Here is a 24514-nt window from a genome sequence, read left to right on the forward strand (position 1 = left end):
ACTTGAAATGCTAGCCATCCCACCATGTTTGTTGTATTAATGTCCTGTTGCCCTGTTAAGAGGCGAGTGTGTTTAAAAGTGTTGTAACTTGTATGATGTCCTCTGGATTTTTTATCCAATCATTATGATTGGATTTCAAAGTCAAAATACTCGGCTGTGAAGTGTCGACGACTTCATTCAAAAAGCTATCAGGGACTGTTAAGTAGTAATTAAGTAAATGCTCCACTAATAACTGCTTATCCCGATCTTCAGCGTTTTCGTTTGGTATCACTTTGCTGGTCGCCTTAAGCACAACCGTATGAGCGTTGGTTATTAACTTGTTAGCGGGGGTATATTCGTAGTTAATTTTGTCTGGTATCACATCGGCTAAATGCGGGTGAGTGTTGAATATCTCATTATTTACCATGTGGTAATTGAAACACGGGTCTGCAAACACCAAATGACTGACCTTATCACCTGCATATTCTAATTGTTTCGCGATTTCCACAGCGAGCGTTGCACCAAAGCTCCAACCAAATAATCGATATGGACCTTGTGGCTGGAGTTGCTTGATGTGCTGTACATATTGGCTTGCTAGCCTTGAAAAGTCATAAAATTGAACGGCAAACTCACCACCTTGCTGAGTCTGTGCGGCATAAATATTGTTAAAACAATGGCAAGGGCCTTGTAGTTTTGGTACAAGCGAGTTGATATAGCTTTCTGCACCACCCCCTCCAGGAGGCAGCAAGAACCAGGGAGTAGAGGGTTGATCGAGGTTATAGCTTAGCACTGAGTCAATATCTGATAAGGTGGTTAAGCCGCCTTGAGCAGCTGCGTCACATGCTTCCTTGATAACTTGCTCTAACGCGGTTTTAAACTGGTTTTTAAATGTGTCACTTTGCGCATCACTGAGTCGACTGGCAATACTAACTTGCAATTGACCAACTCGAACTTCTGCATTGATAATTAAGGCCATTAAATCGACATTACGCGGATCACTGGCCAAACCGGCGGACTCGGACAGCAGGGATAGCCCCTCACTTTTTGATGATTTCTTCGTATCTAATTGGCCTAAATAGTTAAAACTAATGTTTGGTAGCGCACTGGTATTTAAAAGCTGTTTAGAATTTAACACACCAAACCCAATGCCCTTATCTGGAATATTTCTCAGCATTTCTTTGGTATTAATAATGGTATCGGCGATTGTATGTTGTGACGAGAGCCGCACAGGGTACATGCTGGTAAACCAGCCAACGGTGCGAGAGATATCGATATTTTCTGCTAATTGCTCTCTACCGTGACCTTCCAAGGTAATATGACTTGATGTTTGGTCAAACGTTTTATTGAGTGCCAAAGATAAGGCTGCTAACAATAAGTCATTAATTTCGGTGCTAAAGCCTTTGGGGGCTTCTCTAAGGAGCTTATGCGTCAGGTGAGTATCAAAGCTAAAATGTGTGCGTACCACTTCTTGTGCAATTGGTGCTGTAGATATGTTTGTACACACGTCGTTCCAATAAGGCTGTTGTTGCTCAAAAGGGTATTGCTCTAACGTCGTTGCCCATTGTCTATAGCTGCTGGTTTTTTCCGAGATAGGCGCATTTAACAGAAACTTACTGAGATCTTCAATTAAGATCCGCCACGAAATACCATCAATAATTAAATGGTGAAAAGCCAGATACAGTTTAGATGTGTTATCGACATGGTTATTGAGCACAGCACAACGCCACAATGGCCCCTTTTGCAAGTCAAATTGGCTTTGCATCGTGGTTAACTTGGTTTGAACATCGTTGTCATCAAGGTGAGTAACATCCACAATTACTAAGCTTGGAGACGGGCAACATTCTAAATTTTGGTAGTTTTGGATGACCCCTTCGTTGTCAAACGTATACTGTGCGCGCAACATATCATGGTGAGAATGTAACCATGATATGGCGTCATTAACGCGCGTTATGTCTGTCTGTTCGGGTAGCTGTATCAAACAAGATTGATTGAAATGCGCTGGCTTTGCGAATTGTTGTTCAAAGAACCACTTTTGAACTGGCAGTAAGCCTGCTTCTCCTTCTAACACCCCTTCTTCACGTTCTATTTCAATACATGGGTCTTTCGAATTGATCTGCTGCGTTAATTGGCGAATAGTTGGCTGCTCAAATATATCTCTTGTAGTGAGCTGGTAGCCACTTTGTTTGATTGCTGACATCAATTGAATACTGATAATTGAGTCGCCGCCGATTTGGAAAAAATTATCATCAATACTGACTTTATCCAGGCCCAGCAAATGGCACCAAATTTTAGCAAGCGTCTGTTCTACTTCATTGCGTGGTGCAACGAATAATGCTTCAGTTGAGAAGTTGGGTTCAGGGAGTGCACGTTTATCGATTTTTCCATTCACAGTCATTGGTAATGAAGCAATCGCTTGAATGGCCGAGGGCATCATATAACTCGGAATTCTTTGCGTTAATTGTTGTGAGATGACGGCAGCATCAAATGGTGCATTGTCGTCTATCACGACATAAGCGACAATACGTTTAAACTCCTCATTAGAGAAGACTTGCACCGTTGCTGTGAGGATGTTGTCACATTGTTGTAGTGCGTTTTCAATTTCGCCTAATTCAATACGATAGCCGCGAATTTTTACTTGAAAATCATTTCGGCCAATATATTCTAGCTGCCCATCTTGACTCCATTTAACTAAATCACCACTTTTATACATGCGGTTCATACCGCGCTGCAGATGTTCCGGTGTTGCAAATGGATTGATTAAGAAAACAGAGTCAGTCAAATCAGGCCTGTTTACATAACCACGTGCCATGCCAACGCCGCCTATATACAACTCGCCAACAACACCAGGCGGTAGTAGGTTGCCAGCAGGCGATAACACCAAGGCTTGTTTATTATTAAGCGCACGACCAATAGGGGCTGATGAGGTATTACTGCTGAGCTTGCAGATGGTGGCGTAAACAGATGTTTCTGTTGGGCCGTAAGCATGGTACATCGTGAGCTTAGGTGCAATTTCTTGAATTAACTTCACTTTATCTAAGTCTACTTGTTCACCACCAAAATTGATTTGCTTTAATGGGGTATCGACAAAAAAGGTGGTACTGGCAAAGCGGTTTAACAAGGCGGTTGTCATGAACAAAGTATCAATGTTGTTTTCAATACATCTGATTCTTAATGAGTCAGGGTCAACAACGTTACCATGGTCAATCAGATGCATTGTGCCCTGATTACAGAGGGTTACAAAGCAGTCAAAGATGAAAGCGTCAAAGGTTATGCTCGACAAGCTCGCAACATTTTGTAGTAGGTTATGGTCTATAATGCTTGAATCGGTGGCAAAGGAAACGAGGTTTTGATGACTTATTTCGACGCCTTTTGGATTGCCTGTAGTCCCTGATGTATAGATGATATAAGCAAGATCGTGTGGGGCCCTAGGTATACTCAAAGGGGTTAATTGTGTGTATTCCGATTCATGGTGAGTATCAGATAATATGCTTATTACTGTCTGACTTTCACCCGCCAAGCAGCTTTGTAAAGACGCTTGTGTGTCGTGTTGGGTTATCGCAACTTTTGCCTGACAATCATTTGCGATGTACTGCACACGCTGTGCGGGAAAATCTGGTGAGATAGGCACATAGCAGCCACCGGCTTTTAATATCGCTAATATGGCGACAATCGAGTCTATTCGCTTATTATGAAACAGTATAACTGGGAAGTCGTCATTATCAGAAACCGCTTGAGCGCGCTTAACCTCAATTAAGCGGAGTGCTAAGCGGGTAGAGCGTATTTCTAAATCTTCATAGCTTATTCGATCGTTATTGCAAACCACTGCGTCACGCATTTGTGACTGTCTACTAAGGTGCGTTATTAATTCATGCGCGGTGGTGTCATGTGGGAAATCTGCGAAGGTATTATTCCAATCAGCTAAAATCTGAGTCTGTTGCTCAGCTGTGCATATGTCAATGTGTGCATGCTCTAGGTTAGGCTTTTGCCCTATCTGAGCAAGAATAAGTAACAATTGATCTATTAATACTGTCGCCTGTGAGTGTGCAAGCCACTGTTGGTTATACTGCAAAGTAATATCAAGACTTTCGGTCTCTTTTACCACAAGCGTTAACGGAAATTCTACACGTTCTGCGCTGGCTGAAAACTGCCACTTTTTCGCTTGTTGCTGCGCTTGCGGATCATCCATGCTGGGATAGTTTTCAAATACAAGCAGACTATGAAATAAACGTTCGCCGTTATTTTGTAATTCAGCGAGACCAATATTACTGTGGCTATTTAATTCTAAAATCGCATTTTGGATAGTGGTGAGCTGTTCAGAAATACTGTGCTTGTTATCCCAATTAATCGCCAATGGTAGGGTATTAATATAGGCACCAACACTTTGCTCAACATTAGGTACAGGCATCTCTCTGCCGGCAACGACAGTGCCTACAATTGTTTGTTCGTCCCGTGTGTAAATTTGCACGAGTTTGTGCCACGCCAATTGAATTGCACTATTAAGCGTCACCGCTTGTTTACTACAAATATTCTGTAATGCACCGTAGTGATGATTGGGTAAACGAGTGCTAATCTCGTTTGCCGTAGTATTTACACGTGATTTCTCCAAGTCGACCGTGATGGAAAACATACTGTTTAAATCATTTGCTGCAACGAACTCTTTCGTCTTCTTTTGCCAGAATTTACGCGTTTGGGTTTGCGTATCTCGCAGGTGAGCTTGCGCTAAATGGTAGGCTTCATCAGGTATCACCGAAGGTACAACATCACGCAGTAATGCGCTGTAATACTGATGCACACATTGCATGAGTATTGGGCCACTCCAGCCATCACAAATGCTATGATGCTCGGTTTTTAAAAGTCTGTAGTGTTGCTCGGTATGTTTGATTAGTTTGAGTTTTAATAGCCCAGGTTGAGAGAAATCAAATGGGGTATGTAACATCTCATACTCTAACTTCTCTATTTCTTGGTTATGTAGCTCTGGCGAGAGATGAGTTAAATCAACGACGTCATAATTGTGTGTATCAACACCGGCCTCTTTACTGATGATTTGCACAAGCGCTTGCTGATAATCATAAGCGGTGCGCAATGCGGGATACCGCATAGAAGTCAAAACCCAAGCTTGACGATATTTTTCTAGATTAATTTCGTCAAAATATTGCATTTGAGATTGAACTCGATACGCCACATCTTCGGGATAGCTCAGTTGATGCAGCACAAAGCCCTGCTGTAAATTATTGGCAGGATAGAGGGCTTCAATAGCATAGCGGTGCTGTAAAGATTGCAAGTGTGACATTGATATGTTGGTTAACTTATAGTCACTTGGAGTGTTTGTACTACCTAATTTGGCTTGCTCACAACAGAGTTCAATCGTTGTCAGTAACTGCTGTTCGAACTCAGCAAGGAACTGTTGCGTTTGGTTATTATTAAGCTGACTATTGACGTTAATGGTCAAACTATCGGCTATCACAGCGGCATTGATATCCAGGGCGAATTCAGAGGTGTTTATTGGTGAAATTGCACTGCCAGAGTGCTTATCTACTAAGTATGCACCGTCAGGTTTTTTCTGTTTGCTGTTATTACCTACTTGACCAAGATAGTTAAAGCAAATGGTGGGTAATGAGCCAGTAAGTTGTTCTGAGAAATAACATGGACCAAAACCAACGCCGTTGTCAGGAATTGCACTTAGCGCCTCTTTTATGTCAATAATCGTTTGTGTTTCACTGTCACGGGTTGTTAACAGTACGGGGTAAATCGATGTAAACCATCCAACGGTACGAGAGACATCTAGCGCGTCATCAATGGCTTCACGTCCATGTCCTTCCAGCATCACTAAGTTGTTTTTATTGCCTGTTAATTTGGTCAATGTGCTAGAAAGTGCACTTAGGATCAGATCTCTAGGTTGCGTGTTAAAGCCATGGTTAGCTTGCGTAACAAATAGGTTAGATGTGGTTTGGCTTAAAGTTAATTGCACTTGCTGTTGCGATGCAATTGGCTGCAATGGTGCGCTATTATGATCTAATATTTTTTGCCAATACACGCGCTGCTTAGAATGCTCCGTAAGGTAGTTATTGAGACCTGTTTGCCATTGGCGGTAACTACTGGTTTTGTTATTAGCTAGGTTTTTACCCGTTAACAACGTGTTGAGGTCCTCAATAATGATCCGCCAAGATACAAAGTCGATAATGAGATGATGAAAAGCACACAATAGATAATCAGTATTGTTTGCGATGTCAGACAGTTTGGCCACCTGCCATAATGGTCCCGTTTTTAAATTGAATTCACTCTGCAGCTGTGTGGCTAATGCGTGATATTGATCGTCGTTTAACTCTGAGATATCTCGTTCGATAATATTCGGTACAGAGAAATGCGCTTGATATTGTTGTACCACGCCCTCATCAGAGTCTAGAAATTGGCACCGAAGAATATCATGTTGCTCTGCGAGTTTAATGAATGCGTTATGCAGCGTTTCACAGCTGACTAAAGGCGGCAGCGCTAACACAAAAGTTTGGTTCCAGTGATTCTCATTGGCTAACTTTTTATTGAAAAACCAGTGTTGAATGGGGAGCAATTCAAATGTGCCAGTGAGCATACCTTGTTCAGCATCAATATGACGCTGGGTTGTATTACTTGTTTTTAGCAAGTACGCCAGACGTGCTGGCGTAGGTGCGTTGAAAACATCTTTTACTTGCAGTTGTATATCTTGCTCTCTTAACTGAGACACAAGTTGAATACTGACAATGGAATCTCCCCCAATTTGGAAGAAGTTATCTTCAATGCCGACTTGTTCAATTCCCAAAACCTCCTGCCAGATGTCACACAGTTGTTGCTCTAGCTCATTACGAGGTGCAACGTAGTTGTTCTCATCAGTGAAGGTGGGAGTAGGGAGCGCAGCTCTATTGAGTTTCCCGTTGCCAGTTAATGGCAGGTCTTCAATTATAGTGAAGCTACTAGGCACCATATATTCAGGCAGCTGCTGCGATAAACTGACGCGTAATTGTGCAATGTCTACCTCGTCAGCATTGTGCGGCACGATATAGGCAGCTAAAGCTTGGCCTGCATTGTGTGCTACATCAATCACCACCGCATTTTTAAGTTCAGGAAGTGCACTTAATACGGCACTTATCTCACCGAGTTCAACACGATAGCCCCTGATTTTAACCTGCTCATCGTTACGACCTAAGTATTGAATATCGCCGTTATTCAACCAACGCGCTAAGTCACCGGTTTTATACAGTCGTGTATGGTTAGGTTGATGAGAGAACGGATTAGCAATAAAGCGTTCTTGATTGAGCTCGTCACGATTTAAATATCCTTTAGCGACACCACAACCCGAAATATAGAGTTCACCCGGCGCACCAATAGGCACAGGTAATAAGGCATCAGATAATACATGCAACTGCACATTACTGTAGGGTTTACCAATGCCCTGATGTTGGCGCGGATAGGCTTGCGCGAGCATCGCGCCAACGGTGGCTTCGGTTGGGCCGTATTCATCAAAGATGGCATCGCAATAGGGGGCGAGTGTTTGTACACTTTGCTCAGTGAGGGCTTCGCCCCCAAGCATGAGCGTTGCAACTTGAGTGTCACTGTCAGGGAAAATAGATAATGCCAAACTCGGGGTGGTTTTAACAAACTGTACATTAAGCGTACGGATATGGTCGCGGTAAGCGTCGACATCGAGAATATCACCGGTATATAAGCAGATCTGTTGTCCGTGTAACAGCGGGCATAAAGTGGTGGTAACAGATAAGTCAAAACAGTAGTTAGATGAGAAGTCGATACGTTGGTATTGTTTGCCAAGAGCGTGTGTTAACGCATCAAGGTAATACAGTGCATTACGCTGACTTAGCATGACACCTTTTGGTGTGCCAGTGGTCCCAGAGGTGTAAATGATATAGGCCAAACGCTCGAGGTTATTAGGTCGAGTCAGGGTAATATCGACCAATGGGTCGGTACACAGGTCCACATTAATACACTGAGCTTGGTCAAGCATCGGTGCCAAAGTATCACAGAGTGTTGTATCAGTGAGTACTAAAGCTGTTTGTGTATCTTCTAAAATAAACTCAACACGAGAGTGTGGGTATTGAGGAGATACAGGCACATAAGCGCCACCGGCTTTAAGAGTGGCCAATATGGCAACGAGCATGTTGACGCTGCGTTCAAAATACAATGCGATGGGACAATCAGCAGGTAAGCAGGTGTCGGCATCAGGGTGAGATTCAATAATATAGGCTGCGAGGGTATCTGCCCGGTGATTGAGGGCTTGATAGCTCAAGGTCTCGCCGTCAGCGGTTGCAATGGCAATGGCATTCGGTGTTGCTTGGGCGTGCTGCTCAAATAATGTTGCTAGGTCGAAGGTCGCATCGAACGCTCGCTCAGTGTTATTCCAGTTTTGTAGTAAAGCGTGCTCATGATTTAATAGCCCTGCTACGGTAGAAATAGGCTGAGTTTCATCGTCTAATAGTTTATCGAGCATGCACACAAACCGCTCGCTAAGGGCCTCGATAAACGGCTTTGAATATACCGCAGTACTATAATTTAAATCACCGAAAACACCTGAATCGGCATTTTGTAACAGTAAGCTGATATCAAACTTTGCCACTTTATGAAGCGCTTTTATTTGTTCTTGAGGAACGGGCGCAAACAACTGTTGGCTATCTTCGCTATTATTGGCGAACTGTTCTAGGCTAAACATCACTTGAAATAAAGGGTGTTGCGCAGGATCTCTGGTTAATTTGAGTGCATCGATCAGCTTATCAAAAGGTAAGTCTTGATGGTTTTTAGCTTCAATGAGTGTTTGGTGTGTTTGTTTTATAAGTTCTACCCAATTTAACGCTGGGTTTGCAGATATCTTGAGTGGTAAACTATTTACAAGAAAGCCGACTAAGTTTTGAGTTTTAGAGTAATGGCGATTATCAGATGGAGTCCCAACAATGATTTCAGATTGATTACTTACTTTATTTAAAGTGAGTGCCCATGCGCTGATTAATACGACATATAAACTTGTTTCATGGCGCTGCGCGAGATCTTTTAGTTTATCTGAACGAGTTTTACCAAGCTGTATTGGGTGATCAGCACCTTGGTAACAAAACTCTTTAGGTCGATTTAAGTCGCTGTGTAATGTCAGTTGTTCAACACCATCAAATTGTGATACCCAGTAATCGAGCAGTTGCTCAAGCGTTTCACCTTCTAGGTGATTTCTTTGCCAATTGGCATAATCGCGATAAGTTAACTCAACAGCAGGGAGTTGCACTTCTTTACCGGCTTCACGCATATAATATGCTTGATGTAGATCCCGCATAAATATCTCTGTAGACCAGCCATCAAAAGCAATGTGATGCCAAATGAATAGCAAGTATTGTTTCGTGTCTGTATGCCAGGCTAATACTCTAATACTTGCTTCATTATTTAAGTCGAAAGGCGTATGAATCGCTTCTTGTACTACAGCGTTTAAAGCATCATGTTCGTTATCTATTAAGCGACTTTGCAATTCTAGGGTGTAATCAATTAGGGTTTGATAGTCGCCGTTTTGATCGCTTTTAAAAACGGTTCTGAGTGCATCATGACGTGTTACCACATGTGTGATAGCTTGCTGCAATATATCGATAGAGGTATGGTCATCTAGCGCGACTAAATATGGAATATGATAGGCGCTGGTCCCTTGTTCGAGTTGTTCAATAAACAATAAGCGTTCTTGCGCAAAAGAAAGTGGTGCACGATTGAGCTCTGTTAGCTGGTTAAACAGCTGCTTAGAAAACACCTTCCGATGCTCTAAAAACTGCATTAGCTGAGGCTTGTGTGCTTTTAATTTACCAATCAATGCAGCATCAGGCGTGGTGTTTCCAAAAGATAACTCAAGACCACCATCTTGTAACCAGATTGATAGATTATTCTGCTTTAGCTCATTCAATAGCGACAACATAGTTATATCCTTATGCTATTTGTTTGTTCTTCAATATCTGAATTATTGGGTACGTCAATGTCAGGCCCTTGTGCTTGGGTATGACAATTATCAGCAATCGCAGCAACAGTTTTGTGTTCAAATAAAACGGTAATTGGAATTGATAATGACAGTGTTTTGTTACACTGGTTCATTAAACGGATTGCTGTAATTGAGTCGCCACCAAGGCGGAAGAAGTTATCTTCAATGCCGACTTGTTCAATTCCCAAAACCTCCTGCCAGATGTCACACAGTTGTTGCTCTAGCTCATTACGAGGTGCAACGTAGTTGTTCTCATCAGTGAAGGTGGGAGTAGGGAGCGCAGCTCTATTGAGTTTCCCGTTGCCAGTTAATGGCAGGTCTTCAATTATAGTGAAGCTACTAGGCACCATATATTCAGGCAGCTGCTGCGATAAACTGACGCGTAATTGTGCAATGTCTACCTCGTCAGCATTGTGCGGCACGATATAGGCAGCTAAAGCTTGGCCTGCATTGTGTGCTACATCAATCACCACCGCATTTTTAAGTTCAGGAAGTGCACTTAATACGGCACTTATCTCACCGAGTTCAACACGATAGCCCCTGATTTTAACCTGCTCATCGTTACGACCTAAGTATTGAATATCGCCGTTATTCAACCAACGCGCTAAGTCACCGGTTTTATACAGTCGTGTATGGTTAGGTTGATGAGAGAACGGATTAGCAATAAAGCGTTCTTGATTGAGCTCGTCACGATTTAAATATCCTTTAGCGACACCACAACCCGAAATATAGAGTTCACCCGGCGCACCAATAGGCACAGGTAATAAGGCATCAGATAATACATGCAACTGCACATTACTGTAGGGTTTACCAATGCCCTGATGTTGGCGCGGATAGGCTTGCGCGAGCATCGCGCCAACGGTGGCTTCGGTTGGGCCGTATTCATCAAAGATGGCATCGCAATAGGGGGCGAGTGTTTGTACACTTTGCTCAGTGAGGGCTTCGCCCCCAAGCATGAGCGTTGCAACTTGAGTGTCACTGTCAGGGAAAATAGATAATGCCAAACTCGGGGTGGTTTTAACAAACTGTACATTAAGCGTACGGATATGGTCGCGGTAAGCGTCGACATCGAGAATATCACCGGTATATAAGCAGATCTGTTGTCCGTGTAACAGCGGGCATAAAGTGGTGGTAACAGATAAGTCAAAACAGTAGTTAGATGAGAAGTCGATACGTTGGTATTGTTTGCCAAGAGCGTGTGTTAACGCATCAAGGTAATACAGTGCATTACGCTGACTTAGCATGACACCTTTTGGTGTGCCAGTGGTCCCAGAGGTGTAAATGATATAGGCCAAACGCTCGAGGTTATTAGGTCGAGTCAGGGTAATATCGACCAATGGGTCGGTACACAGGTCCACATTAATACACTGAGCTTGGTCAAGCATCGGTGCCAAAGTATCACAGAGTGTCGTATCACTGAGTACTAATGCTGTTTGTGTATCTTCTAAAATAAACTCAACACGAGAGTGTGGGTATTGAGGAGATACAGGCACATAAGCGCCACCGGCTTTAAGAGTGGCCAATATGGCAACGAGCATGTTGACGCTGCGTTCAAAATACAATGCGATGGGACAATCAGCAGGTAAGCAGGTGTCGGCATCAGGGTGTGATTCAACAATATAGGCTGCGAGGGTATCTGCCCGGTGATTGAGGGCTTGATAGCTCAAGGTCTCGCCGTCAGCGGTTGCAATGGCAATGGCATTCGGTGTTGCTTGGGCATGCTGCTCAAATAATGTTGCTAGGTCGAAGGTAGCATCGAACGCTCGCTCAGTGTTATTCCAGCTTTGTAGTAATGATTGCTGTTTGAGTGTTTGCGTAGCAAGCTGAGAATGAGGCTGTTCAGGGTTTGCACATAGCTTTGATAAGATCAGACTTAATTCATTCAGTAAGTCATTGGCCCTAACTGTGGTTAACCAGTTGGGATTGAAGTGCATTTTGAACGACAGTGAATCGCCTTCTTGTTGTGCAACAACGGATAAGGGGTAATCCCCTTTTTCGATTGACTCTCTAAAGTGCCAAGCGCCAGTTGTCTCAGGTGCCGGGTAGTTTTCAAATACGAATAGAGAATGAAATAAGCGTTCTCCATTATTTTGTAAGCGAGATAAAGATACGTCGCTGTGGCTATTAAGTGACGCAACACGCTTTTGTATTTGTTTGAGTATGTCTCTACAGCTGGCATCGGCAGGCCAATCAATTGCCAAAGGTAAGGTGTTGATGAACAACCCCACAGCTTGCTCTATCCCTTGTACTGGAATTTCTCGACCTGAGACGGTTGTACCAACAATCGTTTGCTCATCTGCACTATAAATTGCAATGAGTTTGTGCCATGCAAATTGTAAGGCCGCGTTTAATGTTACCCCTTGTTGTTGACACACACTTTGTAATTGCTGCAGCGGTTCACCTTGCAGTTGCAGTTCAACGCACTCAACCTGTTCTAGAGTCCGATTAATATTAAAATCGATGGTATTATCGAGTAATGCGTTAATGGCATTGGCATTGCCAAATCGTTGTTTTTCTTGCTGCCAGAATGACTGTGATCTATCCGCATGCTTTAGGTAATATGCCTGTGCATTCAAATAGGTTAATTGCTCTGTTACGTTAGGGATATTGCCATCTAGCAGTTGTCGGTAATGTTGCGACACCGCTTGTAACAACATCGGCCCACTCCAACCATCGTTGATACTGTGATGTTCTGTTTTGATTAATGTGAAATGATTGGCTTGTTGCTTAATGAGCTTAAAGCGTATCAATCCGGGCTGTTGTAAATTGAACCCAATTTGGCGATCCTGCTGTTGTAGCTGGGTTATTTCTCGTTCGATACAGTTACGGTCTAAATGACTTAAATCAATGATTTCAAAGTTATTGTGGTCAATACTTGGCTGCTTAGTGACAACTTGCAGTAACGTCTCTTGCCAATCGAAAGCAGTTCTTAAAATAGGGAACTGCTGTGAGGTGTAATGCCAAGCTTTAATAAACAATTCGACATTCAGTGTTTGTTTTATGTCCATAACCAACTGAACACGGTAAGCATCATCGTTAGGGTAGTTGACACTATGATAAATAAAGCCTTGTTGTAGACTATTCGCAGGGTAAATTGTTTGAATGTCGTATTTAGCTTGTAGGCTTTGCAAGTGCTGCCAAGAAAGATCTTTTATCCCATAATCAGCCGGTGTATTCAAGGTACAAATCTGTGCTTGTTTACATGCAGTATCAATAACTTGATGTAACGCAGACTTAAAATGTTCTAAAAACGCTAAGGTGTGATTCTGATCGAGCTTTGACACGACCGAGAAGTCCAATTGACCATTCCTTACGGCGCCATTGATGTTTAATAGCAATGGGCTGTTAGCCTGCGCATTTTCTTGTGTCATGACGTAACCGACGTTTTGATCACTTAAATGCCACTCGCCTTCTGTGCTGTTATTGTTTAATTGACCAAGATAGTTAAAGCATACCTGTGGTGTGATCGCTTGCATCTGTTGTGTGAGGCAAAAGCTACCAAAACCAATGCCTTTATCAGGTATTTGGCGTAAGTTTTCTTTGGTATGCACAATCGTATCAATGGTGTTTTCAGCAACATCTAACCGCACCGGGTATGTGGTTGTAAACCAGCCAACAGTTCTACTGACATCAAGTTGAGGGTCGATAAGCTCTCGTCCATGCCCTTCAAGTTGAATGTGGTTTGTACTTTCGCCAAATGTGGCTTTGAGTGCAATTGCCAATGATGACAATAACAAATCGTTTATTTCAGTATTTAAGCCAGTATTTGCTTCACGTAGTAACTTATCGGTATCACTTTGCGCTAATTGGATGGTGTATTGTTGCGCGTCGGACGAACTTTCGAGAGGCGAGAAGTCACTTTGTACTTGCTGCCAATATTTTAGTTGCGCTTGATTGTGCGTAGCATAATCTTGGACTGCGTTTACCCACTGACGATAACTTGTGCCCTTATCAGCTAAGGTTTCATTTTTAAGTAATGTTTGTAAGTCTTCACTAATTACACGCCATGAGACAACGTCGATGATGCTGTGATGAAAGGCTAAGAATAAGCGGTTATGCTTGCTGGATTCATGGGTGATCAATGCGGCACACCAAAGAGGTCCTTGGTGTAAATCAAACTGGCTTTGTAATTCGGTTAATGTCGCATGGATACCCTCATCGCCAGTGCTGAGATCGCTGGCATTGATATGTATGAGTATGGGTGCCATGTGATCTGCTTGATAGCGTTGCACAGTGTTGTTTGAGTTTGTCTCGAAAGTACACCGCAGCATGTCGTGCTGCTGGTTGAGTTGCGCGAGTGCTTGCTGGATGTGTTGATGCGTATACGTCGTGGACACATTGAGCGTGAATGCTTGGTTCCAGTGGTTTGGGTTAGGGGGCAAATTGTCAAAAAACCAATTTTGAATCGGGAGTAATTCAAACTCACCTTCAAGTAGCCCTTGCTCTGTCATGATAGTAACTTCATGGCTTTGCTGGGTTTGTAATAAATAAGCTTGCTCAGCAATGGTGGGCGCTTCGATGATGTCTTTTACTTGAAGCACATGCCCAGCTTGGCGTAGTGCACTGACTAATTGAATTGAAACTATTGAATCTCCGCCGATGCGGAAAAAATCATCTCGAACGCCGATTTTTTCGATCCCCAGTACTTGTTGCCATATCTGACAAAGCTGTTGTTCAAGTTCACTTGTTGCCTCGATGTAATTATCGCTCGCGGTAATACTCGGCTGTGGCAAAGATTTGAAATCAATTTTACCGTTGTTATTCATGGGTAAGTGTTCTACTTCCATGAAATAGGTCGGTATCATATAGTCAGGCAGCGCTAATGCGAGTTTTTCACGTAATTGGACTTCGCAAAAAGCTTCTTTTTCATTGCGAATAAAGTAAGCCAGTAGTTGCTTGTTACCCGCTTGTTCGAAAACAGTAACAACCCCTTGCTTTATTTCAGTTTGATCTGTGAGAACCGTTTCAATCTCAGGTAACTCAATGCGGAAACCGCGCAACTTAATTTGATGGTCGTTGCGGCCAATATACTCAAGTTCGCCTCTAAAGGTCCAACGAACGAGATCACCAGTTTTGTATAGCTTGTCATACCCATTTTCGATATCCGATGCACTTGCAAAAGGGTTATCTATGAAGCGCTCAGCAGTGAGCTCAGGCTTATTGAGATAGCCCTTGGCTAAGCCAGCTCCACTGATATAGAGTTCACCAGCAACGCCTGTTGGAACTGGCGTGAGGTTATCATCTAATAGATATACTTTTCGTTGGTTGATTGGCTGACCAATGGGTACTGAACCGGTAAAATCAGCGCAATTGTAGAACGTTGCAAAGGTGGTACTTTCGGTTGGCCCATACGCGTTAATTAATCGGGTTGGGCGGTTATCGCGGGCAATAATGTCTTTTACTATGTGTGGGGTTAAGGTTTCGCCGCCAGAAATTACACATTTCAACCCATCATAGATGTTATTTTTTTGTACATATAATGAATCGAATAATGTTCGGGTCAACCACAGTATGGAGATGGCATTTTTCTGTAAAAGTGTGGCAATTTGATCCGGTTCAGCACCACAGTGGGCAGGTGCTACAACAAGCTTTGCCCCTTGTACGAGAGGCGCCCATACTTCAAATGTGGCAGCGTCAAAATTTGGGTTCGACATATGCAAGTATACGTCATCACGAGTCGCATTAATCACGTCAGTCGATTCAACAAGTGAGACAATTGCTCTATGCGGTACGACCACGCCCTTTGGTTCTCCAGTGGTGCCAGAGGTATAAATAATATACGCGTCATCAACGCTGCTTGTTGTGGCAATTTGGCATCTTGATTGCTCAAACAGTTGCACTTTGTCAATGGGAACGGTATTACAGCTAAAGGCTTTATTAAGGCGTTCAAAACGCAGTTGTAAATCAGATTGGGTCAATACCAATGTGCACTGTGTATCATCCAATATATAGCTGATCCGCTGATCTGGATACTCTGGGTTGAGTGGCGCATAGGCATAACCTGCTTTTAATATAGCAAGCATACTGACAACCATGTCAATAGAGCGTGTTGCAAAAATACCGATAAACCGACTCGGGTTGTCACTGCGTGCTTGTTCAGCTTGTATGTGTGAAGCGAGCGTGTCAGCACGTTGGTCGAGCTGTGCATAGGTTAACGTATTAGAGTCATCTTGCAGTGCAATATCGTCGGGATAGCGCTGCGCATTTTGCCACACCATATGGTGAACCGTTGTTTTTAAATTTACTGATGGCGTGTTGTTATGGTCAATTAATAGGCGTTGTGATTCAGCTTCATCTAGAAATACAATGTCGTTATGTGATTGATTTAAATCTTGTGTTGTCGCAACCAGTACTTTTTCCATTTGTTGTAAAATACGGTTAGCTTTAACTTGAGTAAGCCAGCTTTGGCAAAAGCTCAGTTTTAGTAGTAACACATCTTGCTGCTCTACCACGCTGATTGTAAGTGGGTAGTCCACTTTTTCGATCATTTTATTAAATGACCAAGCTAAAACATCAGTGCCTGTTGGGGTAGGGTAATTCTCAAAGACAAATAAGCTGTGGAATAGCCGAGAACCAGGGTCTTGTAATTCAGACAAGGCTACCCCACTATGGCTGTTCATTTGAGCAATAGCGTGCTTTAGCTCAGTCAGTAAGTCGCCAATAGACTTTGACTGAGACCAGTTCAGTGCTAGCGGTAATGTATTGATATACAATCCAACGCTTGAGTGGATCTCATCAATCGGTAACTCGCGCCCAGACACGGTTGTGCCCACAATTGTTTGTGTATCTTGACAATATAATTGAATAATTTTATGCCAAGCAAATTGCATAAGCACATTGAGAGTGAGACCTTGCTGTTGCGCAAGTTTTTTGAGTGCACTGTGTAAATCCGAAGGCAGTTTGAGCTCGCAGCTTCCAGCATTGGTCAAAGCCACTGACTTAGATAAATCGACATGGGTACTTAACATGCGATTCAAGTCATTTGCATGTTCAAATTGCTGTTTCTGAGTTTTCCAATATGTGTTATCTGTCAGTGTTTGCTGTGCATAATGGCGCTGAGTTGCTTCATATGCTGTTTCCTCAATGACAACTGCAGGTTTTTGTTGAGACAGTAATTGGTAATTCTTGTGCACAGTTTGCAGTAGTACAGGAAAACTCCAACCATCACTAATACTATGGTGCTCTGTTTTTAATAATGTAAAGTGTTGCGCGCCGCGCTTTATTATCTTAAAACGCATTAAGCCAGATTGACTGAGATCAAAAGGGGTATGCCTATCTGATTTTATAATGTCTTCAAGCTGTTGTTGTTGCTGTTGAACCGTTTGATTGGACCAATCAAGGAATGAGAAATGGCCGTCAGTGAAGCCTGCTCCCCCTTTAATTACTTGTAATATGTCATTTTCCCAGTCAAATGACACGCGCAATGCAGGATAACGCATAGAGGCAAGGATCCATGCTTCTTTATATAAATCTAAATCGAGAGATTGGTTGTAATCTATGATTAATTGGACTCGATAAGCATCATCATCAGGTTGTACTAAGTGATGATATATAAACCCTTTTTGCATGCTATTAGCAGGGTAAATTCCTTTTATTTCGCTATCAGAAGCAAGTTCGTTGTCTAAAGCTTGTTCAAAATCTGATTCATTAAAGATACGTTTATCATTTAAAAACTGTAGTAACGTACTTTTGTTTTCTGTTAACCATTCAATCCACTGCGGGCTCACGCCAGCATCTGAGTGTGCTATTTGTACTTTGTCGCCATTGGCCCAAACTGCGACATTATCCTTTGCTAGTAATTGGCATAAGTTCAACATAATTTAGATCTCTAACTGCTGGTTTTTGGTTGTTTTAGGAGTTTTTGCTTTAGGTGCTGCTGATATCACTTTATTCTTTAATTGGGTAAGGTGATCGACACTCAAACCTTTGACATCAAAGTCACTGGGAGTGGTCACCGTGCCTTTTTGCGCTGTCTCTAAGGCGACTTGAACGACACGTTTGATTGCTTCTTGAAGCGCCTTTTTAAAATTAAACGCGGTCTCAGGCGGTAATTGAGCGTCAATTTTGATCCGCAGTTTCTTATCTTGAATAAGGGCATTAATGTCTAGCAATAAATGACTGGTATTGCGGTGATCCACCGTACTTGTTTGCAGTGACCCATCAATTTGCCACTCAGATTGCGTTGCGTTTGATAGCTGACCAAGATAATTAAAGCTCAAAGGGGGAAGCTGCCATTGAGGGTTATGAGTATGATGGGCCCCAAAGCCCACACCTTTGTTAGGCACTTTTCTTAATGCCTCTTTAACTTGAATAATGGTCTGGTTGATAGTCGTGGCAATATTGAGCTTTAAAGGATACAAGCTTGTAAACCATCCAACGGTGTTGTTGATATCTAAGTCATCACACCATAACTCTCGGCCGTGGCTTTCTAGCGTAATAATTGGGCTAGATTGTTGTAATGACGTGCCAAGACTTATGGCCAGAGCACTGAGTAACAATTCTTCGATATTGGTGTTGAATCCTTTGTTCGCTGATGTCAAAAGTTGGTCAGTGAATTGGTTATCAAATTCAAGCCATTGAGTTTGCTTTTCATGGGCTTTGTCTGGTAATTGTGGGGCATGGCTTAACGTATCCAACCAAAACTGCTGTTCATCAGCATGTAATTGAGCATAGTTAGACATCGCATTTACCCATTGACGATAGCTGCTTCTTTTCTCAATGAGTGGTTGTTCTTGTAACAGACTTTGTAAGTCTTGCGCAATGATGCGCCATGAGACAGCGTCAATAAGTAAATGATGTACAGCAAAGAAAACACGATTGAAGGTCTGTGAGTCATCAGTTAATAATATGGCTTGCCACAAGGGACCGTCGGTTAAGTTAAAGTTGGCTTGGTAGTCATTTAATTGTGCAATGAGCGTATCTTCACTGAGCGCAGTCGTATCAATGCTAAGCAGTTCGGCCATACCAGTTTCTAGCACATATTGCTGTTGGTGATTTTCAGTATCAAAGCGACAGCGCAGCATATCATGCTGCGTACTTAGCTGCTCAAGGGCATGTGATAGTGCATCATAACTCACTGACTTAGGGACGAGTACACTAAAGCATTGGTTCCAGTAATTTGGATTCTCTAACGCTAAATTAAAGAACCACGACTGGATCGGAAGGAGTGAAAAGGATCCTGTTAGCGCACCTGTTTCTGTTACTATATGTCGTTGGTTTTCTTTTAAATCGATTATTCTCAATGCTAATGTTTGTGCGCAAGTACATTCAAAAATGTCTTTCACTTGTAACTCAATTGACTGCTTTCTGAGTTGCGCGACAAGTTGAATGGTGAGAATTGAATCACCACCGATATTGAAAAAGTCGTCTTTGATGCCGACTTTCTCTCGACCCAATAACGATGCGAACGCATTACATAAGATTTGCTCAAGCTCTGATGTAGGCTCACAGTATTGACTATCACTTTCGAAGGTTGGCAAAGGCAGTGCTTTACGGTCAATTTTACCGTTACTGGTTAAGGGAATTTCATCTAACTCTGTAATGGTTTTTGGGCACATATAATCAGGCAAGTTTGCGACTAAATATGTGCGCAGCTCTGAGGTTGATATCTCTTTATTTGCGGATTTTTTAACATACGCGGCTAAGTACTTAGAGGCTTGCTCTTGTCTATCAATAACGACAGCCTGGTCAACACTTGCATGCTGGCTTAAAATACTTTCTATTTCTCCCAATTCTATTCGATACCCGCGTATCTTTACTTGGCCATCATTTCGGCCGATGTATTCAAGTTCACCCTGTGGCAGTTGCCTAACAACATCACCTGTTTTATAGAGACGGTTGTAGCCAATACTTTGTTCATCAGCAGTTGCAAATGGATTTGAGATAAAGCGCTCAGTTGAGAGGTCATCGCGATTTAAATACCCACGTGCTAACCCAGCTCCCCCAACATAGAGTTCACCTAGAGCACCGACCTCGGTTTGCTGCATGTGTGAGTTGAGTACATAAGCAGTCATATCACTAATAGGACGGCCAATAAAGGATGCTTTGGTGTTGCTGTGTACTGTGAGCTCTTTGTAAGTTACGTGCACGGTCGTTTCTGTAATACCATACATGTTGATGAGCAAAGGGTGATTGTTGCCATAGTGTTGCCACCAAGGAAGGAGCATTTCAGAGTTGAGTTTGTCACCGCCAAAAATAACGAACCGCAATGCACTAAAGTCTAACGATTGCTCAATAGCTTGATTGCTAAATTCATAAAAAGCACTCGGTGTTTGGTTTAATACCGATATTTTTTGTTGTGAGCATGTTTTAGCAAATGCGGCAAAATCTCTGATCTGTGACTTTTTAGGAATGAATAAGGCCCCCCCATGGAGCAGTGCGCCCCACATCTCCCAGACGCTAAAGTCGAATGTATAAGCGTGGTAAAGTACCCACCGATCTGAATGAGTAAATTGAAAGTTCTGTGCTGTAGAGGTGAACAACCTAAGGACGTTATGATGTGTTTGCATGACGCCTTTTGGTTTTCCTGTGGTTCCCGAGGTGTATATGATGTAGGCAATATCTTGGCTTTGTGGCCCAGATTCAGCGAAACACTGACTGCATTCCATAGCTGCATCAACTTCAATTAATTGCGTTGTTATATTAAGCAGTTCAATTTTTTGCTGAACTTCTTGGTGCAACTCACTATCGATGATGAGTAGGGCAGGTGCAGTATCTTGTAGAATGAAATCAGTACGAGTACTGGCATGATCCGGAGACAATGGGATGTATACAGCGCCCACTTTAACAATCGCTAAAATGGCAATTAGCATATCAACGCTCGGCTCCATATAAAGCGCAATGTGTGCCTGAGCGGGCGTCTGCCCGAGATGCTCAAAGCGGGCATTAATAAGGTTGGCTACTTGATTTGAACGTTGTTCAAGCTCTCGGTAGCTAAGTTGTGTATGCTCAGTAAAAATTGCGATATTGTCAGGATGAGTATTCACTTGTTGCTGGAATGTGTGGCTAAGAGAAGTCATCTCGGTGTAGTTTTTAGCTGCATTATTACCATGACTCAGTAACGTATTCTTCTCTGCTTGAGTCAGAATTGGTAAGCTTGCGATACAGCCTTGTTGTTGGCTTTGCAGCGCTTGTAAAAACCGAAATTGCACATCCCCAAATCGCGACAAGGTTTCAGGTGCAAACATTGCTTTATTAGCGACAATTTTTCGACCTAAGCCACCAGAAGTTTCAAAGTGTGTGAATTCAATATCAAATTGCGCAATACTTGGTTCGACCGGAATACCTTTGACGATCACGTGTTGTTGACCAAGCTGAGTTTGATAACCTTTACGACCAATCATAAGTGGCGTAATGTCTGCGCGTATACCTTTTGTTTTGAGTTTTGCAAGATAATTACAGGTTACATTTATGTATTTTGCGGCGTTACTGTTGGGCTCGTGACTCAGTAATAACTGTGTGAGCCCACTAGATACTTTCAATACAAGTTCAGACAAACTGAGTGTATCTATGTCAGAAATAGAAAGTGGCTCGACATCAGAGTAATGACCTAGTAGCAAACGTGTTTTTCTGGTACGTCTTGCCATAGGAATACCAATGGTTAAATCGGTTTGACCTGTCATGTGATATAAGGCGGCAAATGTACTTGCGAGCACGACACTAAACGCGGTTACACCATAGTGCTTCGCTGATTCTTTTACCCAGTCGAGCCCTTCGCAGCTTTCCACTCGCGTTGACACCCCATCGAAGTGATGTTCAGTTGGTATTGTATCGGGTGTAAAAAATTCAACCGGAAATAGGTCTAAATCAACATCACTGGTCTTATCTTGGTATGAATATTTGTATTGAACGTCCAATAAATCGTGCGCACAGTTGTCTAATACCGATTCTAGGCATGCTAATAAGTCACTGACGAGTACTTGCAAAGACCATTGATCGCAATTGATATGGTGGCCTTTGATCACAAGTATATGCTGGCTATCGTCATTCAATAAATAAAATTGAAAGGTTTCTTTTTCAATGTCAATTGTCTGTTCAATTAACTGCTTGGCGATATGTGTAGGAGGTTGCTCACGTAAGTCTTTGGGCACATCTAAGAACGAGAATAAACCATTTTTAATTGCAAGTTGTGGATGATCATCCCCTTGCGAAATTGAACTATGAATGACAGGGTGGCGATCAATCAGTAACCTTAACGCTTGGTTAAACTGTTCACGCTCAATTTGGCCACTAAAAGACAGCGCACACGCGACATTGTAGACAGGGTTTAAAGCATCAAGTTGCTGCGCTTGCCACACATGTAGCTGCCGATGGCTTAGCGTTTGTAGTTCAACTTGTGATATATGCTGAGTCATTTATCAATCCTTTCTTAAAATGGTTAGCAAAGCGGCATTGGCCACTTATCGTTGTAATTATTATTTGGTGGAGTTGAGTTTATTTGTTGATTTTCAAACGAATGAAGTAGGTCAATTACGGTATGTCTTTGATTCTCAATATACATATGGTCACCGTTGAACTGGTGAAAACAATGTTTAACACAAAATTGAGGCCATGAAGCAATACTCCTATGTGGAACTACAGTGTCTTTATTGGCATGTAAGATATGCACGGGCATTGTTAATAACGCATCTTTTGTCGCAGTAGGCGGGAATTCTGCTAACTTAAAGTCGCTTCTGAATACGTCTGTAATGAGTTTTGCGACATCATCAGTTAACTTCCTATTAGGCAGTAAACCATGCTCAATTAAAGCGTGATAAAGTGCTGTGTCACAGAGCTGACTATAGTGCGTATGCGGCTTTTGTTGTGGGGCGCGACATGCGGAAAGAAACAAAGCTGACGGCAGTACTTTCTGCTTTTTAATCTGATCGCAGGTCAAGTAATACGCGATCATGGCACCAAGGCTGTGACCAAAGAACACTGACTTATTATTTTCATTTAGAACGACTTCGTGATTGAGATACTCCAAAAGAGCAGGCCACTGATCCAATGGTACAGTACCTGCTTTTATTCCGCGTCCCGGTAAGTCCACTGCGTGAAGTGTCCAGTTATTAGGCAGCAATGTTTGCCATTGCCGATATAACACAGACGAACCACCAGCATGATGAAAACAATATAAGTCAACCTTGTTCACAGCTTCATCTCCAAGCAAGGTGTGAAGGCGATACATTGACCATTTAGCAGCGAATTAGTCGTTACAAAATCAGTGATATAGCGTGTTATTTCTTGGTAACTGCTGACTAATGGGCGTGCACCTAGCACGCCGCCTTTTAATTCACGTTTGCGCTTTTTGGCCTGCTTAGTATCTGCGGCCATCATAGGTAGAACGAAACTGTTTGCAGTAAACCCCGTGCCCTGATACTCGCGTGCTAACGTCATCATGAAGGCGTTTTGAGCATGATTGCAGACACTTGATGTTGCACTGTGTTGGTAATTCAAAGTGTCTGACTGCATGAGGAATACTAAGTTTCCACCGTAGACACGAAAGCCGTCAGCCAAGGCTTTCATAGCTTGAAAGCCTTGATTTAAGTGCCGAGTAATAGCAAAACCAGCTGCTGTATCTGTTGTGACTGCGCGCTCATCAATATTATTTACGGCATGAATAACATGCAAAGGAGATTGCTCTGCACGTTGGTCAATAAAGTCACTTAATGCATTACTTAACTCAACTTGAACAGTGTCGTTAAACTTAAATTGTGGTAACTGGGTGAACTGGACAGATAAATTATCTGCTGGGTTGATCAGTACCACTAGGTGTTGCTGCGCAATAAGTGTTTCAATTGCGTGCGCATCAAATTCATTGTTCGCATGAAAATACAAATATGTACGAGAGGTCATACTGCAAGGCCTCCATCTAAACGCACAACAGCACCAGTTTGATAGTTTGAAGCAGTAGATGCTAGGTATAGTGTGGCATCGGATATTTCCTGTACACTTCCTACTCTGCCAAGTGCAGTATGCGATAGCACGGGTTCAATAATAGATTGAGGTATATGGTCAATCATATCGGTGCTAATAAAAGTGGGCGAGAGGGCATTACAGTAAATGCCATCTTTACCATATTGGCGGGCAACAGTCCGTGTTAACCCGATAATAGCGCCTTTGGAGCACGCATAATTGGCTTGACCTTCTCTGCCACTCACGCCACTTTGAGATACCATATTAATAATTTTGCCTTTTTGAGCTTTTTGCATATGCGGCAAAACCGCTTGTGTTAAATGCAATGTGCCCAAAAAATTAGTAGAGAGGACGTGGTCAAATTGTGCAAACGACATTGTTTGAAATAGGGCATCTTGTGCTACCCCTGCGTTATTGATTAAGACATCGATTTTTTGATGACGGGCAATAATTTCGGTAATAGCAGAGGTAATAAAAGCTTGATCTGTTACTGAACCTGAAAGTTGCGTGAAACGGTCATTTTCCAGGCCATCAATCGGGTCTGTAGAGCGACATATTCCGTAAACTTGAGCGCCTTCTTGTAAAAAAGAATGCGCAAGACCTTTACCTATACCGCGTGATACACCGGTTATTAAAACAATTTGCTGACTAAACACGTCTGTT

6 protein-coding genes are annotated in these 24514 nt (G+C 42.6%); all 6 read right to left on the reverse strand.

Features of this window, described 5'->3' with window-relative positions; genetic code table 11:
- Window positions 1–55 precede the first annotated feature (55 nt).
- Genes PAUR_RS20435 through PAUR_RS20460 form a run of 6 tightly spaced genes read right to left on the reverse strand, consistent with a single transcriptional unit; the run spans window position 56 to window position 24507 of the window.
- Window positions 56–9898, reverse strand: a complete 9843-nt coding sequence (locus tag PAUR_RS20435; protein ID WP_192509575.1) for a non-ribosomal peptide synthetase — start codon at window positions 9896–9898, stop codon at window positions 56–58.
- A 2-nt stretch (window positions 9899–9900) separates the two neighbouring features.
- The gene (locus PAUR_RS20440) at window positions 9901–17775 is read right to left on the reverse strand and encodes a non-ribosomal peptide synthetase (protein WP_192509576.1); all 7875 of its coding nucleotides are present in this window, start codon (window positions 17773–17775) and stop codon (window positions 9901–9903) included.
- 3 nt (window positions 17776–17778) lie between these two features.
- A complete protein-coding gene (locus PAUR_RS20445) occupies window positions 17779–22311 on the reverse strand; it encodes a non-ribosomal peptide synthetase (RefSeq protein WP_192509577.1) in 4533 nt (1510 codons plus the stop codon).
- Window positions 22312–22334: 23 nt separating this feature from the next.
- Entirely contained in the window at window positions 22335–23087 is a 753-nt protein-coding gene (locus PAUR_RS20450) for a thioesterase II family protein (protein WP_192509578.1), read from the reverse strand.
- Window positions 23084–23791 (reverse strand): hypothetical protein, encoded by a 708-nt coding sequence (locus PAUR_RS20455; protein ID WP_192509579.1) that lies wholly within the window; start codon window positions 23789–23791, stop codon window positions 23084–23086. Before PAUR_RS20455 ends, PAUR_RS20450 begins: the two co-directional genes overlap by 4 nt.
- The gene (locus tag PAUR_RS20460; protein WP_192509580.1) at window positions 23788–24507 is read right to left on the reverse strand and encodes an SDR family NAD(P)-dependent oxidoreductase; all 720 of its coding nucleotides are present in this window, start codon (window positions 24505–24507) and stop codon (window positions 23788–23790) included. The genes PAUR_RS20455 and PAUR_RS20460 overlap by 4 nt, the downstream gene beginning before the upstream one ends.
- Between the last annotated feature and the right edge of the window lie 7 nt (window positions 24508–24514).

The organism is Pseudoalteromonas aurantia 208 (assembly GCF_014858725.1).
Taxonomy (GTDB): domain Bacteria; phylum Pseudomonadota; class Gammaproteobacteria; order Enterobacterales; family Alteromonadaceae; genus Pseudoalteromonas; species Pseudoalteromonas aurantia.